The sequence below is a fragment of the Flavobacterium sp. UW10123 genome, from assembly GCF_040538975.1.
Lineage (GTDB): Bacteria > Bacteroidota > Bacteroidia > Flavobacteriales > Flavobacteriaceae > Flavobacterium.
The window spans coordinates 69,333-86,761 of the sequence record NZ_JBEWQE010000016.1 but is presented as its reverse complement, the minus strand read 5'-3'; the positions used below and the strand labels follow the sequence as shown (position 1 = coordinate 86,761).

Genomic DNA, 17,429 nt, shown 5'->3' with positions numbered 1-17,429 from the left:
AAATAAAGCCTCTTTGGATATATCTAAAGAGGCTTTTTCTATTCGGTTAATCTTTAGTTTTTAATGATTTTAATTGATTTTTTAATTTTTCCATACGAAGCATTTACAAGGTAAACGCCTTTTGGAAGTTTATCTCCGATTTTAATATCTTCATTTGTAAAATAATCGGAAGAAGAAAAACAAATAGCTCCTTTCATATCAATTATTTGGATAGATACAGGCTCTGTTGTATTCGATTTAATATGCAAAGTAGCTTGTGTTTTTACAGGATTCGGATAAATAGTAAAACTCTCTTTTTCTAGCTCATTGTCGTTAACACCAAGATTGGCAACAGCAAAATCAATGAAATTAAAATTAAAATCATTTGATTTGAATTTGATTTTTAAATACACTTCGCCTTTTGGCAATACAACGCCATTGACAATTTTGTTAGTGTATGTCTGCCAGTCACCTGTTGGAGGGAAAGTTTCATTGGCTTTTACCACAACATCATTTACTAGAATATCAAATTTTCCTGCCAATACAGGAGAAGCGACTCTAAAAGTTAAGTTGTACGTTCCCGCATTGGCAACATTCAGCATAAATTCGTTCCAGTCTCCTTCGTTGATGTAACATACATTTTGTCCCGTGTTTGAATCTAAAGTAGCCTGTAAACCAGTTCCTTTTCTTCTATAATGTTTATTGGCAATAACGCGCCCAGGAACATTTGTTTTTTTTGCTGTATAAGGAACATTGATATATTCGGTTCCTATGGGTCTTAGAATACCGCTGGTGGAACTTAATAATTGTCCTTCTAGCATATCGGTCCAAGTTGGATTTACTCTTCCCGAAAACCATGAATAACGGAAAATGTCTGGGTCATTTTCATAGCTAGTTAAAATTTGTTTCATAAAAGCTATCTTTTCATCCGCTGTCTGTATAACTCTATTTGCAAACTCAGTGATCCAAAGCGGACGATTGAATCGCTTTAAATTTCCAGTAACTCCAATTACAGATCCTGCACTAGAATCATAAGTATGAAAAGCAATATAATCTACTTTGCAGTTAGGGCATAATTGAAAAAACTGATTATGCCAGACAACAGGATCAGAAATGCCCCCATAATTATTTGGCCCGTTATAAGCAGGTGAGGCACTTATAATTTCTAGATTTTTGGCAGCAGCAATTTTTTCTATATTTACCCATGCATTAACTGCTTCTTGCGGTGTTAATCTAGCTCCGTCAGTGAAATTGGGTTCATTAAATGCTAGAAGATATTTAGCTCCAGGCTTTATTTTATTGATAAAAGTTTGAACTTCATTGTCGTTGACTTTTCCCCATGCCATTGGTACAAATTCAACTCCTAGTGATTCATAATTAGCTCTTAAATCACTATCAGGTTCTGGCGACCAATTATACCACCAAGAAAGTCCTGGTTTTAAGGCCTCCATATCGGCTTTAGAATGGTATCCGTAAGCAATTCCTCTTTTTGGACTTTGGGCAAAAACAGAAAAAAAGAGAAACGATAATAAAAATGAAAAAAATAGTTTTTTGATCATGGTTAATGATTTTTGTTTTTTTTAGATAATTAGAGAAGAGCCAAATTTAAATTGTTTCCTTTTTTTATCCATTCAAAAAAATCATTACAAAAACACATCAAATCTGATGTATAGGGCATACTTTGGTGTTTTTGGATCAGTTTTAAAAGAAAAGTCCGAAAAACAAATACTGTTTCTCGGACTTTTATGTAAAATATTTTTGAAATATTATTCAATACGATGTTTCCATCTTTTGTGTGTCCACAAATAAAATTCGGGTTCTTCAAGGATTTGTTTCTCAACTTCTTTCAGATACATTTCTGTAATTTCAAAATCTGGATATTCTTTTGGATTATCAGCAAGAGAAAGGAATGTAGCTTCGTAATATCCTCTTTTTATTTTTTTTACTTTTACCATAATTACAGCCAAATTGTATTTTTTTGCTAACATTTCTGCTCCCGTATGTACAGGAACTTCAATTCCCATGAATTTCATTGAGTGGAAAATACGATCCAATTTTGGAGACTGATCACTCGCTAAACCATAAAGACTTAAAACTCCATCACGTTGGTGCTGTGCCATTGTTGGAATTGCTTTCCTAGTTTCGATCATTTCGGTATTGTATTTAGTACGGATCTTTCGAACCAACTTGTCAAAATATGGGTTGGCCAGTTTTTTGTAGACCGCAACCCCTTGGAATCCAAGTTTAGGATTTGTCGTTAAAAGCCATTCATAACTTGCATAATGTGAAGCCACAAGAATAACACTTTTGTCTTTTTTGGCATAATCCTGAACAAGATCAATATTGGTCACTTGAAATCTCCTTTCCATTTCTTCAGGAGACATACTCATGGTTTTAATCATTTCTAAAAACATATCACACATATGCTTGTAGAATTTCTTTTCAATCTCTTTTCTTTCAGAATTGCTTAAATGTGGCAAAGTTAACGTCAAGTTTTCACGAACTACTTTTTTACGATAACCAATAACTCTGTAAACCAGAAAATATACAAAATCTGAGAACAAGTAGAATATAGGAAATGGTAATATAGAGATAAGCCAAAGTAAAGGATAGGCTAAAATATAAACAAGAAACTGCATTTAAATTTTTTTTACAAAGATAAATTAAAAATGATTAACGACTGCTATTTTGCTTTTTGCTAACTTATCTTTAAGAATGATTATATTTACAATTCTGAATTCACATTAATTATTACTTATGAATATTATTTTAATAGCGATTATCGTTGCGAACGTTGTTATTAGTTACAAAGGTTTTAATGACCTTTATTTTTTTAGAAAATACGAATTTCATGTAGGAAGCATTCGTTCAGGAGAACAGATCAGAATGTTATCTTCGGGTTTTTTGCATGTAGACATGATGCATTTGATTTTTAATATGCTGACTTTGTATTTTTTTGCTCCAGTAGTTTTAAATTGGCTTGGTAATTTTTCTTTTATTTTAGTTTATTTTGGAAGTTTAATTTTCGGAAGTCTTCTTACTATGCTATTTCATAAGAATGATTATAGTTATAGAGCAGTTGGTGCGTCTGGAGCAGTAACCGGAGTTTTATATTCTGCAATATTGCTGCAACCCGATATGATGCTCGGAATATTTTTTGTCATACCAATGCCGGCTTATATTTTTGGAATTTTGTATTTATTGTATTCAATATACGGAATGAAAGCCAAAAATGACAATATTGGGCATACAGCACACGTTGGAGGTGCTATAGGTGGCTATTTGATTACTTTGATAAAAATGCCATCATTATTTGCAGACCATACATTGATGGTAATTCTGCTTGCAATTCCGATTTTGATACTTTTTGGAATGGCAAAATTGGGAAAATTGTAAGCTTGGCATAACTTTTGGAATGCTCTTTTCAAACATTAAAATTTAACAAAAATGAAAAAACTAGTATTATTTTTAACAATCATGTTTATGACTATGTCTTACGGCCAAGAAATCAAACAAATACCTCTAATTAATGTTAATGGAGAAGGAAAAGTAAAAGTAGCACCTGATCAGGTTTGTATTTCAGCTTCGGTTGAAACAAAAGGGAATAATGCTAAAGATGTTAAAAAACAAAACGACGAAAAGATGGATGCTGTTTTAAAATTCATCAAAAAAATGAATATCCCGACAGCAGATTTTAAAACAAAACAAGTAGCTCTTAATCCGCAGTACGATTATGAGAAAAAGAAAACTTCTTATAACGCTACACAAACGGTAGAAATCGTAGTGAAAGATTTGTCTAAGTATGATGAGTTAATGGAAGGTTTGGTTCAGCAAGGAATCAATAGAATCGACAGAGTTTCTTTTGAATCTTCTAAATTAACTCAATACGAATCTGAAGCTAGAAAATTAGCGATGAAAGATGCTAAAACAAAAGCTGAAGAATACGTTTCTGTTTTAGGACAAAAAGTAGGTAAAGCGTTTACAATCTCTGATAACTCTCAAATTTACCGTCCACAGCCAATGTATATGAAAGCAATGGCAATGGATAGTATGGCTGCAGGAGCTGCAAACGAAACGTTAGCAATTGGAGAAATCGAAATTACTGCAAATGTTAGTGTAAGTTTTGTGCTAGACTAAACGTTTATAAAATATCAATATTTAAAAATCCAAATTCCAATTCTATGTTGGGATTTGGATTTTTTTTATTTTAGATTTTTTCTAAAGAATTTACACGCAGCTTGTCCTCCTGAGCAGAGTACGAAGGATCTTGTGCAAAATAATTACCGTGTGTTCTTCGGTATGTGTCCTTCGACTCCGCTCGGGAAGACATAACGAGTATTGGAATTTGGAATTTTAGGATTGGAATTTAATTCAAAATATTAGAATTTAAACAATCTTTAGCGGAAGCGTAAATCTAAATGTGCTTCCTTTTCCTTGTTCGCTTTCTACTGAGATTTCTCCTTTATGAATATTTACAAATTCTTTACAGAGTAGCAGTCCGAGGCCGCTTCCGAGTTCGTTTTCTGTGCCTTTCTGCAATACTTTTCCGTTAATTTTAAATAACTTTTCTTTGATGTAATCTGGCACTCCAATTCCGTTATCTGTAATAGAGATTTCCGCTTTCTGATTGGTTTTGATCAGTTTTAGTTTAATTTCTCCATTCTTGTCTGTAAATTTAATGGCATTGCTCAGAAGATTACGCAAAATGGTACTAATCATATTTTTATCTACTTCTGCCTCAACAAGAAAAGCCGATTCAAAAGAGATGGTTATATTTTTATTTAAAGCTACATTTTTGCTTAGTTCAATATTCTCCTCAATTAATGCATTTAGCAATATGTTTTTAGGATGAAAAGTAATCATTCCGGTTTGAACCCTTGACCATTCTAATAAATTTTCGAGCAGTTTGTATATATTTTTGTTGGAGTCATGCAATAGTTCTGATATCTCTTTTATTTCTTCACGACTGTATTGTTCTATATTTTCAAGCAAAATTTCAGAAAGAGAAACCGATGATCCTAAAGGTCCTCTTAAATCATGTGAAATAATAGAGAAAAACTGGTTTTTATCACTCAAAAGCTTTTTGATTTTATGATCCTGTCTTTCTTTTACCAAAAGCAAAAAGCCAACAATTCCGATTAAAGTCAAAAGAAACAAACAGATGCTGTAAAAACTATCGAAAGTATCATTGGAAATGATAAGATCTTGAGGGTATAAGTATCTATGGATTATTCGTATTACAATTAGAATTTCGAATCCGGTGTAGCACAAAACATAGAAAGTTTTGAAAAAGCTTTTTTCTTTTTCTATAAAATAAATAATTGTAGGCAATAAGTAGATGGCAAAAACACCGATACCGCCAATGATAACACGAGTATTCATTGAGGCATAAAAAAGTGTTGAAATATTAAAAAGCAATATAGCTACAGATGTTATGGCTATCTGAATTTGAAACTGTCTTTTTGCATGAGCTTTAATGAGTGACAGCATTGCAAGTGTTTCGAAACAGCAAGCGCCAAAAATCATAGAATTGGCAATATTGATAGAAACAAAGTCAGGGATTATATTTCGTAGAAGAGCCAATATCCATGCAAGAGTCAGTATTAATTTACCTAATCCAAACCATTTTAATATTTTTCTGTTATCACTATTGGCATACGAAAACGAAAAACTAAAAATAAGGAGGCAGGTAAAAAAATTACCCCAGAAATAAAGCAGAAAAATGGTTTTTGGATCTACTGGTAAAAGTTCAAACATTAAAAGGATTTTGCTTTTTGGAAATCGATTTTACAAATATACAAATAAAGTAAACATTCAGACCAGAGTTGGCGCTTCATGAGCCTTGTTATTGCATATTTAACAATTAGTTTTATTTAGAATCTTTACTGTTTTTCTAAATTTACATACTGTTAAATTATTGAAAAAAGGAAGCAAATAAAAAGAAAGAATTAAATTACATGTTGATTGATTTCTTAGCTTTGTAAAAAGTACCACAAAACTCTTTGTTATGCCATTAATTGAACATTCAGAATATGATTCTCCTTCGATTATTCATCGCAACAGGCATATTTCTACCATTTATGCTGCCTTGATAAAAAAGTTCGAAGTGCCTGAATATACAAGAGAAAAGCATGAATTGAATGACGGAGATTTTATCAACATCGACTATATTCTAAATGACTCAAAAAAAGCGGTTATTTTATGTCATGGCTTAGAAGGCGATTCGCGCAGAACGTATAATAACAGCTGTGCAGCTTATTTTCTACAGAAAGGTTTTTCTGTTTTTGCTTGGAACAATCGCACATGTGGTGGAGAAATGAATCGTCTTCCGAGATTGTATCATCATGGTGCAGTTGACGATCTTGATGAAGTGGTTCGGTTTGCATTGAAAAAGGGGATAGAAGATATTTATTTGATAGGATATTCGATGGGAGGCGTTCAGTTGCTTAACTATTTGGGTTGGACAAAAATTGATCAGCGTATAAAAGCGGCGGTTTCAATTTCGGTTCCTACTCATATTGCTACAAGTGCAGAAGTGCTTAAGCAAGGTTTTAATAGAGTTTATCTAAAGAATTTTACTATCGATATTAAAAAGAAATTGAAATATAAAGCAGCGCAATTTCCTGATTTTATAAACCGAGATCAAATTGCTGGTATCACTTCTTTTGATGAGGTCGATCAATATTTTACGGCACCGCTTCATGGTTATGCAAGCCGTGATGATTATTACGAACGCGTTTCTCCAGAGTTTTCTCTTAAGAATATTACAACTCCAGTTTTAATTATTAATTCGCTAGACGATCCTTTTTTGGGAGAAAGATGTTACCCAAGAATGATTGCCAAAGACAGTGCATATGTTTATCTGGAAACGCCTAAATATGGGGGGCATTGTGCTTTTCCGCTTCGTGATTCTGAATATTCTTATGCTGAGAAAAGAGCTTTTACGTTTTTTGAATCTTTCAGATCAAACAATACTTTGTTTTAGAGGATAAATTTATTCATCGCCTGAATTCTCAATTTCAGAAGGTGCTTTTTTTCTAATGCTGGTACTCAGATAAAAAAACAAACGGATCGTATGATTCATATCATATTGATATCCGGAATATTTTTGCTGATAGACATTCATATACCCAAAATCGTAACTCCATTTTGGGTTTATATTTTTTTTGATTCCGATGAAAAAGCGGTTTTGATCAAAAGTATTATAAACAACTTCTTCTCCAAAATGCAGCAGAATTTCATCTGAAAGAACCATTTGAGGCCAAGATTTTTTATCAGAAATTCGGAAAGTAAAACTCATCAGATAACGAATTCTATTGGTAAAACGCCAATCGCCGCTGGATTTATCGTTAACAATTTTTTCCTGCCAGCGCTGTTCATTTCGTAAACGCTGTAAAACGCTAACATTTCCAAATTTTGTATTTAACTGAGCCTGCTGATAAATCCTGTTTTCATCAGAAAAAGTGCTCCAGTCAGGATTTGACGGAGCAAGCCACATATGTGCATATCCTAAATTTAGTGAAATATTTGAATTTGGAATATAACTGATACCTCCTCTTATAAAATAAAAACTAGGATCAGAAACAAAATCATTCCGTCTGATATGAAAGTCACCAATCATACCCCAATGATCTGCAAATTTGGTGACCGTATTGATAGAAACCCAGGTTTGAAGCTGCTGGTTAATTTCTTTTTTTTGAGTTTGACCTAATGTGTTTAAAGAGAATAATATCATCAGGAATCTGATAAAATTGTTTTTCATATTAAATACGATAGAAATTAGTAAAAAATAAATTTCTTTTGAATCAGTCTAAGGCAATTATGGAAACAATTATAAGAGTAAAGATATTCTTTTTTAATGAGAAATTATATCGTATATTTAAGTTTTAATTTATTTTATATCAGTCTATTATGTGTTTTTGAAAAGGAATCTTTAACATCTTAAACAAATTTTTTAATCAAATGATTAAAAAATTTGTTTAAGATGTTTGTAAAAAGCGTAACTTTGCCTGTAAATAATTAAATATGAGTACTTCAGCATCTGATAAAAAAGATTCTACTACAGAAGAAAAAATAAAAGCAGCAGCTAAAACTGTTTTTTATAAAAAAGGCTTTTCAGCAACCCGAACAAGAGATATTGCTGAAGAAGCAGGTTTGAATCTTGCTTTGCTTAATTATTATTTTAGAAGCAAGGCTAAACTTTTTGAAATTATAATGTCCGAAACTTTTGCTGGTTTTATTGGCAGTATGAAAGTCATTTTGAATGATGAAAAAACTTCTTTAGAACAAAAAGTACAGATTATTGCCGAGCGATACATTGATTTTATCAGTGTTGAGCCAGAAATTCCAACCTTTATTTTAACTGAAATCCGTAATAATCCAGAAGGACTTTTAAAAAGGCTTCCGATTAAAGAAATCGTAAATGAGTCGGTTTTTATCAAACAATTTCAAGAAGCAGTTCAAAATAAGGAAATAACAGAACCTAATCCGCTTCATTTTTTGATGAATCTGTTAGGATTGGTTGTTTTCCCATTTATCGCAAAACCCATTATTATGGGAAGCAGAAATCTAGAAAAAGAACAGTTTGATGCATTAATGCAAGAACGCAAGAAGAAAATCCCGATCTGGATTAATATGATGTTTAAAGCCTAATACTAACCAGAAGTTAATTTATACTGTAATGAGAAGGAAATTATACTTTCAATATATTGGAATCTTGTCCTTTATAACAGCACAGGCACAGACCTTGACAATTGATCAAAGTTATCAGTTGGCTGTTGAGAATTATCCTTTAATAAAACAATATGAACTCATTGAAAAAAGCAAAGAATATACTTTGAGTAATGCCAATAAGGCTTATCTGCCTCAAATAAGTCTAACCGCAATTGAAGGATACGTTTTTGGAGATTTTCCAACTTTGGGAAGTTCAGGAAGCGACAGCAAATTTAAATTTATTGGTCTCGGACAAGTCAATCAGACGATTTGGGATGGAGGAGCTACCAAAACACAGAAAAAGATTATTGAGGCATCTTCAAACACAGATAAGGCTTCTGTAGAAGTTTCGCTTTACGATTTACGTTCTCGGGTAAATCAGCTTTATTTTGGCATATTGCTTATTGACGAACAATTGAAACAGCTTCAAATTCAAAATGCCATTATTGCCAATAATATTGATAAGGTTAAAAAACTTCACGAAAATGGTTTAGCCTACAAAACGGATGTTGATGAAATGAAAGCTGAACAACTTAATCTTAGCAGACAGAAAAAAGACTTTGAGTATACTAAAGCAGGTTACCAAACGATGCTTTCTTATTTGATTGGTAAAAACATCAGTCAGGAAAAATTTGGTAAACCTTTTAATTCTTCTATTCTCGACACCATTATTAAACGTCCCGAACAACAGCTTTTTGCTAGTCAGCGGAATCTGGTAAATGCACAGTCCGAAATGCAGAAAGTCAGCCTTATGCCTAAAGTTGGATTACTTGGCGCAGGGGTAGTTTTGGCACCGGGAATTAATTTAGGAACTAATAAAATTTCTACCGTTGGAGTTGCCGGAGTTAGTGTTGGATGGGATATAAAGGGATTATATAAAAATTCAAACGAAAAACAGCTGACACAGCAGAATTTGAAAAAAATAGAAGTTCAGGAAGAGACATTTTTATTTAATACTAGATTTCAGATGAATCAAAAAACGGCTGATATTGAACGACAGAAAGCCATTTTAAAAGACGATGATGAAATTGTAAAACTTCGTCAGACTATTCGTGAAGGATATCAGCTGAAATACGACACTGGAGCTGGCCCGCTAATCGATTTACTAAATGCAACCGAAAAAGAAGGAAATGCACGTGCAGAAAAAGCATTACACGAAATTCAATTGCTTATGGCAGAATACGAGTATCAAACAATCAAAGGAAATTAATACTATACACTATGAAAAAGATAAAGCTTTTATATTTTCTTATTCCAGCAATATTCATGTTTTCATGCAATAATAAAGAAAATGATTTTGATGCTTCAGGATCTTTTGAAGCTGTTGAAACCATTCTGTCAGCAGAAGCAAACGGTCAGATTTTGAAATTGAATGTAGAAGAAGGCCAGCAATTAGAAGTAGGGCAAAAAGTAGGTTTTATAGACAGTACGCAGCTTGCTATAAATAAAATGCAATTGCGCCAGAACGAAAAAGCGATTCTAAGCGGAAAACCACAAATAGAAATTCAGACTGAAAGTTTAAAAAGACAGCTTGACAACGCCATTTTAGATCGCAATAGAACTGAAAAATTGGTAAAAGGCGGAGTAGCTTCTCAAAAACAATTGGATGATATAAATTCTAAAGTTGCTGCTTTGCAAGCTCAGATTAAGGCTCAGAAAAGTTCGTTGGAAACCACAACTGAAAATTTAACTCAGCAAGGAAATACAGTTGGAGTTCAGTTAAAAGGAATTGAAGATCAGTTGAGCAAAAGTATGATTGTTAATCCGATTAAAGGAACGGTCTTGACAAAATATGCAGAACAATATGAAATGGCAGTAATTGGAAAACCATTATATAAAATTGCCAATTTGGAAACACTCGACTTGAGAGCATATATTACGGGAACTCAATTGCCTCAAATTAAAATTGGACAGCAAGTTAAAGTGCGAATTGATCAAGGAGAAAAAAAATACAAAGAATATCAAGGAACAATTGCGTGGATTTCAAACAAATCTGAATTTTCGCCAAAAACAATTCCGACCAAAGACGAACGCGCCAACTTGGTTTATGCCATAAAAGTGCAAGTTAAAAATGATGGTTATTTGAAAATTGGAATGTATGGAGAAGTACTTTGGTCAAAATAAAACAATAGTCTATGCCTGCAGTTACATTAAAAAATATTACTAAAAAGTATGGTGATTTTGTCGCTGTAGATGAGGTGTCTTTTGAAGTACAGAAAGGAGAACTTTTTGGGTTAATTGGTCCCGATGGCGCTGGAAAAACTTCCATTTTCAGAATCTTAACGACATTGCTTCTTGCCGATGGCGGAACAGCTTCTGTTGAAGGGCATGATGTTGTAAAAGAATTTCAGGAAATTAGAAATAAAGTAGGCTATATGCCTGGGAAATTCTCCTTGTATCAGGACTTGACAGTAAAAGAAAACCTCGAGTTTTTTGCCACTATTTTCGGAACTACAATTGAAGAAAATTATGATCTGATTAAAGATATTTACGATCAGATAAAACCTTTTAACGACAGACGTGCTGGAAAACTTTCGGGAGGGATGAAACAGAAATTGGCTTTATGCTGCGCACTGATTCATAAACCTGAGATTTTATTTCTAGATGAACCCACAACTGGCGTTGATGTGGTTTCTCGAAGTGAGTTTTGGGAAATGCTGGCAAAACTTAAAAAACAAAATATCACAATTGTGGTTTCGACTCCGTACATGGATGAAGCAAAATTATGCGATAGAATTGCGCTTATTCAAAACGGAAAAATAATGAGTGTCGATGAACCGCAGGAAATTATAAACCGTTTTCCTAAAATGCTTTTTGCCGTAAAAGCAAAGAATATTTATAAGCTTTTACAAAACCTTAGAACCGAAAATGAGGTGGAGAACTGTGATGCCTTTGGAGAATTTCTTCATTTGACATTAGTCTCAGAACAACCAGATGAAGAGAAAGTAAAAGCGATTGCCCAAAAATACAATTCCGAAGATTTAGAAGTAAAAAAAATAGAACCTACAATCGAAGACAGTTTTATTCGTCTAATGCGGGAACAAGACAATTCTAGAGAACCAAAAGAAATGCTGAATGGAAAATAAAGCTATAGTTTGTAAAGACCTAACCAAACAATTTGGTGATTTCAAAGCGGTTGACAAAATTAGCTTTGAAGTGAGCGAAGGCGAAATTTTTGGATTTCTTGGAGCAAATGGTGCTGGAAAAACAACCGCTATGCGCATTCTCTGCGGACTTTCGTATCCTACTTCTGGAGAAGCCAGCGTAGCTGGATTTGATGTTTACAGACAGCAGGAAAAAATTAAAAAGAATATAGGGTATATGAGTCAGAAATTTTCGCTTTACGATAATCTGACTATTTTGGAAAATATTGAATTTTTTGCCGGAGTTTATGGCGTTTCTAGACCCGAAATTAAAGAAAGAAGCAAAGATCTGATTTTGACTTTAGGTTTAGAAAAAGAAGCCAAAAAATTGGTTGGAGGATTGCCTTTGGGGTGGAAACAGAAATTGGCTTTTTCTGTTGCCGTATTTCATCGTCCAAAAATTGTTTTTCTAGACGAACCTACAGGCGGTGTAGATCCGATAACGAGACGACAGTTTTGGGAAATGATTTACCAAGCGGCAGCCGACGGAATTACGGTTTTTGTCACAACCCATTATATGGACGAAGCCGAATATTGCGACCGAATAAGCATTATGGTTGATGGACGCGTAGCTGCAATAGATTCTCCGACAGCCTTAAAAAAGCGCTTTAATGCGGTTTCTATGGATGAGGTTTTTTATGAATTGGCAAGAAATGCCCAAAGAACATCAGATTAATATGAAAAGATTACTGGCTTTTATTCGAAAAGAATTTTATCATGTTTTCAGAGATCGAAGAACTTTGCTCATTCTCTTTGGGCTTCCTGTCGCGCAGATTGTTCTGTTTGGTTTTGCGCTGAGCAGCGAAGTCAAAAATATTGGAATTGTCATTCAGGATAATTCACACGATATTCATACCGAGAAAATGATTCGAAAAATACAGTCAAGTTCTTATTTTCATGTCGAAAATCCAATCTTGAATTATACCGATATTGAGAATAGATTTAAAGACGGAAGTATAAAATGCGCTGTCATTTTCCCAACTAATTTCGGTTCTGATGTCCAGCGTCTCGGAGGCGCAAAAATTCAGGTAATTGCAGACGCATCAGATCCTAATACAGCGACGATTGTAACCAATTATTTAAACGCGATTGTTAGAGATTATCAGCAGGAATTGAATCCGACTGCGAAGTTAAACTATCAAATAATTCCAGAATTAAGACAGTTGTATAACGAAGAACAGAACGGTTCGCTTAACTTTATTCCAGGCGTGATCGCTTTGATTTTTATGATTGTGAGCACAGCGCTGACTTCTGTTTCTGTTGTGCGCGAAAAAGAATTGGGAACTATGGAAATTTTGCTGGTATCGCCTTTTAAACCCATCATGGTTTTAATCGCAAAAGCAATTCCGTATTTGGTGCTTTCTATAATCAATTTTATACTGATAATATTTCTTTCCGTTTATTTGCTTGATGTTGCAATTAAAGGAAGTTTTCTGCTTCTTTTTGCAGAAAGCATCTTGTTTATTATCACTTGTCTTTCTCTTGGTCTACTTATTTCAAATGTAACCGATTCACAACAAACGGCAATGTTGATATCCATGATGGGAATGATGCTGCCGACTTTATTGCTTACAGGATTTATGTTTCCGTTGGAGAATATGCCTTGGATATTTCAGGCTATTTCTCATTTAATTCCGTCTCATTATTATTACATCATTGTAAAAGCTGTTATGCTCAAAGGTTTGGGTTTTTCATACATCTGGAAAGAAACTCTAATATTAATAGTAATGACAGTTTTATTGCTTACAGTCTCTTTGAAAAAATTTAAAATCAGATTGTCATGAAAGTGTTGCGTTTTATATTGCAGAAAGAATTTCGCCAGATATTTCGAGACAAAACGATATTGGCAATGATGTTTTTTGTTCCAATTTTCCAGCTGATTATTTTGCCTTTGGCGGCTAATTTTGAAGTGAAAAGTGTAAATGTGGTTTATGTAGATCATGATCACAGTTCGTATTCTCAAAAACTAATTAATAAAATTGGCTCTTCGGGATATTTTCATGTTGTAGGAGCTCCAGCTTCTTATTTAGAAGGCTTGAAATTTATCGAAAGAGCAGATGCTGACTTGATTCTGGAAATTCCTTCTGGATTTGAAAGAAACTTAGTGAGAGAAGGAAGTCAGAAAGTAAATATCGCTGCAGACGCCATAAACGGAACCAAATCGAATATTGGAAATGCTTATCTCAATGTTGTGCTGGCCGATTTTAGCCATGATTTGGATATACGATTTAAACTGCCGCCACAATCGGCTTCAGTATCCCCTTCATTAATTACTTTGACAAGTACAAATTGGTACAATCCAAGGGCAGAATACAAATATTATATGGTTCCGGGTATTTTGGTTTTGCTACTCACTTTGATTGGAGGATTTATTACAGCATTGAATATTGTAAAAGAAAAAGAAATAGGCACAATCGAACAGATTAATGTAACGCCAATTCAAAAATGGCAATTTATTCTAGGCAAACTTATTCCGTTTTGGATTGTCGGAATGACTGTTTTTACAGTTGGTCTTATTGTAATGTATCTGATTTACGGAATATTTCCGCAAGGCAGTTTCTTAGTGTTATATCTTTTTGCGGGAGTTTATTTGACCGCTTTGTTAGGGTTAGGACTTTTGATTTCGACATTTGCCGATACGCAATTGCAAGCCATGTTTATTGCTTTTTTCTTCATGATGATTTTTATGCTGATGAGCGGTTTCTTTACCAGTACCGACAGCATGCCGAATTGGGCAAGAACCATTTCAGAATTTACTCCTGTAACGCATTTTATAAAAGTGGTTCGGCTTATAGTTCTAAAAGGAAGCGGTCTGCAAGAAGTTGGAAGAGAGCTTTTGTACTTGTTTATTTTTGCCATTGTACTGAATGCATTGGCAATTTATAACTATAGAAAAACAAGTTAATAGAAAGACACCGATTACGCAGATTTATATCCGCAATGAGTAACACAATGATCGCGTGGATTTATAGTTCGTGCCACAAAGATTGGTTAGTTCTTTTTGTTAAAAAAAAGCATATTATTTTGTATCACCTTGCCTTAATGATTTGTTTTGGTGTCTTATTTGTTGCAGGCACAGATTGCAAATCCGCGCTAACGGCATTTATAGTCTTTGTTTGGCTATGTTGGTTTATATTTAATCCACAAAATAGTAGAAAGAGAAGGATTTTTATGTGTCCTTTGAAATTTAAATAAACGACATTAAAAAGCTTAAATTCCACACTGATATACTTTGGCTTAATTATCGTATTTTACTTTTAAGACTTTAAAGGGTTAAAGTATTCTTGTTTAGAGTATTATCAAAAATACAATAAAAAGCATTGTGATAAAAAATATTGAAAATGATATTTTTTGATTTTAATTTGTAAGAAAAAAAACGCACGAATATTTGATGTATGTTTTTGTTTTTCAGTGTTTTATGTTTTTTTATTTACGTGTTGTTACATTGTAGTACGGGAAACCGTATTTAAATGATAATTAAAAATACTACTTTTGTTTTTTTTAACATGGAAATAATTACATCTTATGTCCCCAAATAAGTATATTTTTTTCTTTTTATTGTTTGTATCGTTATCCTATTCACAGACCAAACGTGCTGCTGTTATGGTAAATGCCAGAGCACAAAAAGATAGAATTTTAATTCGCTGGGCCGTCAATTCTCCATTAGAATGGCAAAAAGCAAATAAAAAAGGATTTATAATTACCAGAACTACCGTTTTACGTGACGGAAATGTTCTATCTAAACCAGAAAAAGTCGGTCTAACTCCAAAACCTTTAACTCCAGAACCATTAGATTCTTGGATTGATTTTGTTCAAAAAGACAATAACGCAGCTATTATTGCACAATCTATTTATGGTGAAAGTTTTGAAGTAACCGACTCCAAAGAAGGTGATTTGTCAAGAATTGTTAACATGGCAGATGAACTGGATCAGCGTTATACTTTTGCACTGTATGCTGCAGATATGAGCTTTGAGGGGGCAGTAAAAGCAGGCTGGGGTTATATAGATACTAATGTTAAACCGAATGAAGTATATGCTTATCAAATAAGCGTTTTTGAAAGTCCGCAGGTAAAAGAATCATCTTATATGATTGGCTTAAAAGACTATACTGTTCTGCCGGCTCCAACTGATTTTATTGCAGTTCCCGATGATAAAAAAGTATTGCTTTCTTGGGATTATGAAACCTTCAAAAGAATCTATACTTCGTTTATGGTAGAGAAATCTTCTGACGGAATTAATTATACACCAATATCTAATACAGCTATCGTTAATTTAAATGATAAAGACGAACATCCTTCTAAAAACATGTATTTTGTAGATACACTAAGTGTAAATGACAAGGTGTATCATTATAGATTATATGGTATAACTTCATTTGGAGAAAAAGGAGAATTAACAAAACCTATTACAGCAACTGGCGTTGCCGCTATAGTAACTCCTGCAAGGCTTGTAGACTACAATATTATAAATTCAAATGAAGTTAATCTGGAATGGGATTATCCAAAAGAATCTGAAGGTTTCATTCAAGGTTATGAAATTAATTTAGCTAATAATGATAAAGGACCTTATAAGGTTGTATCTAAACTTATTCCGTCATCTGAAAGAAAACTCAACTTCAAAGACAACCTCTATCCATCTAACTATTTTACAATTTCAGTTGTTGGAAAAAATAATCAGAGATTAACTTCTCAAAGTATGCTCGTACAGCCTGTCGATTCTATACCGCCAGCCAAACCAATAGGTCTAGAAGGAGTGATTGATAGTCTTGGAACGGTACGACTGAAATGGAAAACAAATCTAGAAAAAGATTTGCGCGGATATAGAATTTTAAAGGCAAACACCGAAGGCGAAGAATTTGTAGATATTTACCATCAATCTTTTATCGGGACAGAATACAAGGACAGCGTGAGTTTAAAAATGACCAACAGCAAAGTTTATTACAGAATTGCTGCTGAAGATATGCGTTATAATATCTCTGAGCCTTCTGATATTTTAGTGTTAGACAAACCAGATAAAATTCCGCCAGCAGCACCTATTTTTAAAGATTATGAGAATAAAGATGGCAAAGTGCATTTGAAATGGATACGAAGCTATAGTGAAGATGTTGTTGCTCATAGTTTAAGAAGAAGAGAAAAAGGTCAGGAAAAATGGCTTGAAATTAAACAGATCAATGACACTATTCAGGAATTTACAGATGATAGGGTAGAAAATAGAAAGACATATCAATACGCGATTTTAGCAAAAGATAAAAGTAATCTCTGGTCATCACTAGATCATTCAATCGTAACTGTTAACGTATTAAATTTTACTCCTGTAAAAGTTATTACATTTTTGCAGGGAACAGCAGATAGAGAAAATAAAAAAATTCTTCTTTCTTGGAATTATGTAAAAAACAAAGGCAAGGTTTTAGGCCTTAGCATTTATAAAAATGAAAAGGGTCTTCCGCCAACTTTATGGAAGGAATTAAACGGAGATGTTTTCACGTTAGAAGATAAAAGTTTAAAAATTAATAAAGAATACGAGTATCATCTGGTTCCAAATCTAGAAAACGATAGTCCAGCCAAAGCAGAAACCTTAACAGTTATTTATTAAGCC

Annotated in this window: 15 protein-coding genes; 11 read left to right on the top strand and 4 right to left on the bottom strand. The window is 33.4% G+C overall.

The window, feature by feature from the left end; translation table 11 throughout:
* Positions 1–53: 53 nt before the first annotated feature.
* Together ABXT06_RS18360 and ABXT06_RS18355 are read right to left on the bottom strand one after the other, a co-directional pair.
* The gene (locus ABXT06_RS18360) at positions 54–1,538 is read right to left on the bottom strand and encodes a glycosyl hydrolase (protein WP_354592044.1); all 1,485 of its coding nucleotides are present in this window, start codon (positions 1,536–1,538) and stop codon (positions 54–56) included.
* Between the two features lie 207 nt (positions 1,539–1,745).
* Positions 1,746–2,618 (bottom strand): lysophospholipid acyltransferase family protein, encoded by an 873-nt coding sequence (locus tag ABXT06_RS18355; RefSeq protein WP_354592043.1) that lies wholly within the window; start codon positions 2,616–2,618, stop codon positions 1,746–1,748.
* Positions 2,619–2,736: 118 nt separating this feature from the next.
* Here ABXT06_RS18355 and ABXT06_RS18350 point away from each other — a divergent pair, with 118 nt between their 5' ends.
* On the top strand, positions 2,737–3,375 hold the full coding sequence (locus tag ABXT06_RS18350; protein WP_354592042.1) for a rhomboid family intramembrane serine protease: 639 nt from the start codon (positions 2,737–2,739) through the stop codon (positions 3,373–3,375).
* A gap of 51 nt (positions 3,376–3,426) precedes the next feature.
* Positions 3,427–4,116 carry an SIMPL domain-containing protein gene (locus ABXT06_RS18345; protein WP_354592041.1) on the top strand — a complete coding sequence of 230 codons (690 nt, stop codon included), beginning with the start codon at positions 3,427–3,429 and terminating at the stop codon, positions 4,114–4,116.
* A gap of 249 nt (positions 4,117–4,365) precedes the next feature.
* Here ABXT06_RS18345 and ABXT06_RS18340 read toward each other — a convergent pair whose 3' ends face one another.
* Positions 4,366–5,736, bottom strand: a complete 1,371-nt coding sequence (locus ABXT06_RS18340; protein WP_354592040.1) for a sensor histidine kinase — start codon at positions 5,734–5,736, stop codon at positions 4,366–4,368.
* A gap of 250 nt (positions 5,737–5,986) precedes the next feature.
* Between ABXT06_RS18340 and ABXT06_RS18335 the strand changes: the two genes are divergently transcribed.
* Positions 5,987–6,964, top strand: a complete 978-nt coding sequence (locus ABXT06_RS18335) for a YheT family hydrolase (RefSeq protein ID WP_354592039.1) — start codon at positions 5,987–5,989, stop codon at positions 6,962–6,964.
* Positions 6,965–6,973: 9 nt separating this feature from the next.
* Here ABXT06_RS18335 and ABXT06_RS18330 read toward each other — a convergent pair whose 3' ends face one another.
* Positions 6,974–7,741, bottom strand: coding sequence for a DUF2490 domain-containing protein (locus ABXT06_RS18330; protein WP_354592038.1), 768 nt, complete (start codon positions 7,739–7,741; stop codon positions 6,974–6,976).
* A 263-nt stretch (positions 7,742–8,004) separates the two neighbouring features.
* On the opposite strand from ABXT06_RS18330, the gene ABXT06_RS18325 reads away from it, so the two are divergent.
* The 8 genes from ABXT06_RS18325 (at position 8,005) to ABXT06_RS18290 (ending at position 17,426) form a co-directional block, all read left to right on the top strand.
* Positions 8,005–8,631: a TetR/AcrR family transcriptional regulator gene (locus tag ABXT06_RS18325; protein WP_354592037.1), complete on the top strand. Its 627-nt coding sequence runs from the start codon at positions 8,005–8,007 to the stop codon at positions 8,629–8,631.
* A 28-nt stretch (positions 8,632–8,659) separates the two neighbouring features.
* A complete protein-coding gene (locus tag ABXT06_RS18320) occupies positions 8,660–9,901 on the top strand; it encodes a TolC family protein (protein ID WP_354592036.1) in 1,242 nt (413 codons plus the stop codon).
* Positions 9,902–9,912: 11 nt separating this feature from the next.
* A complete protein-coding gene (locus ABXT06_RS18315) occupies positions 9,913–10,815 on the top strand; it encodes an HlyD family secretion protein (protein WP_354592035.1) in 903 nt (300 codons plus the stop codon).
* Between the two features lie 11 nt (positions 10,816–10,826).
* A complete protein-coding gene (locus ABXT06_RS18310; RefSeq protein ID WP_354592034.1) occupies positions 10,827–11,777 on the top strand; it encodes an ABC transporter ATP-binding protein in 951 nt (316 codons plus the stop codon).
* Positions 11,767–12,510: an ABC transporter ATP-binding protein gene (locus ABXT06_RS18305; protein WP_354592033.1), complete on the top strand. Its 744-nt coding sequence runs from the start codon at positions 11,767–11,769 to the stop codon at positions 12,508–12,510. The genes ABXT06_RS18310 and ABXT06_RS18305 overlap by 11 nt, the downstream gene beginning before the upstream one ends.
* Before the next feature lies 1 nt (position 12,511).
* Entirely contained in the window at positions 12,512–13,618 is a 1,107-nt protein-coding gene (locus ABXT06_RS18300; protein WP_354592032.1) for an ABC transporter permease, read from the top strand.
* Positions 13,615–14,739 carry an ABC transporter permease gene (locus tag ABXT06_RS18295; protein ID WP_354592031.1) on the top strand — a complete coding sequence of 375 codons (1,125 nt, stop codon included), beginning with the start codon at positions 13,615–13,617 and terminating at the stop codon, positions 14,737–14,739. Before ABXT06_RS18300 ends, ABXT06_RS18295 begins: the two co-directional genes overlap by 4 nt.
* A gap of 698 nt (positions 14,740–15,437) precedes the next feature.
* Positions 15,438–17,426: a fibronectin type III domain-containing protein gene (locus ABXT06_RS18290; RefSeq protein ID WP_354592030.1), complete on the top strand. Its 1,989-nt coding sequence runs from the start codon at positions 15,438–15,440 to the stop codon at positions 17,424–17,426.
* Positions 17,427–17,429 lie beyond the last annotated feature (3 nt).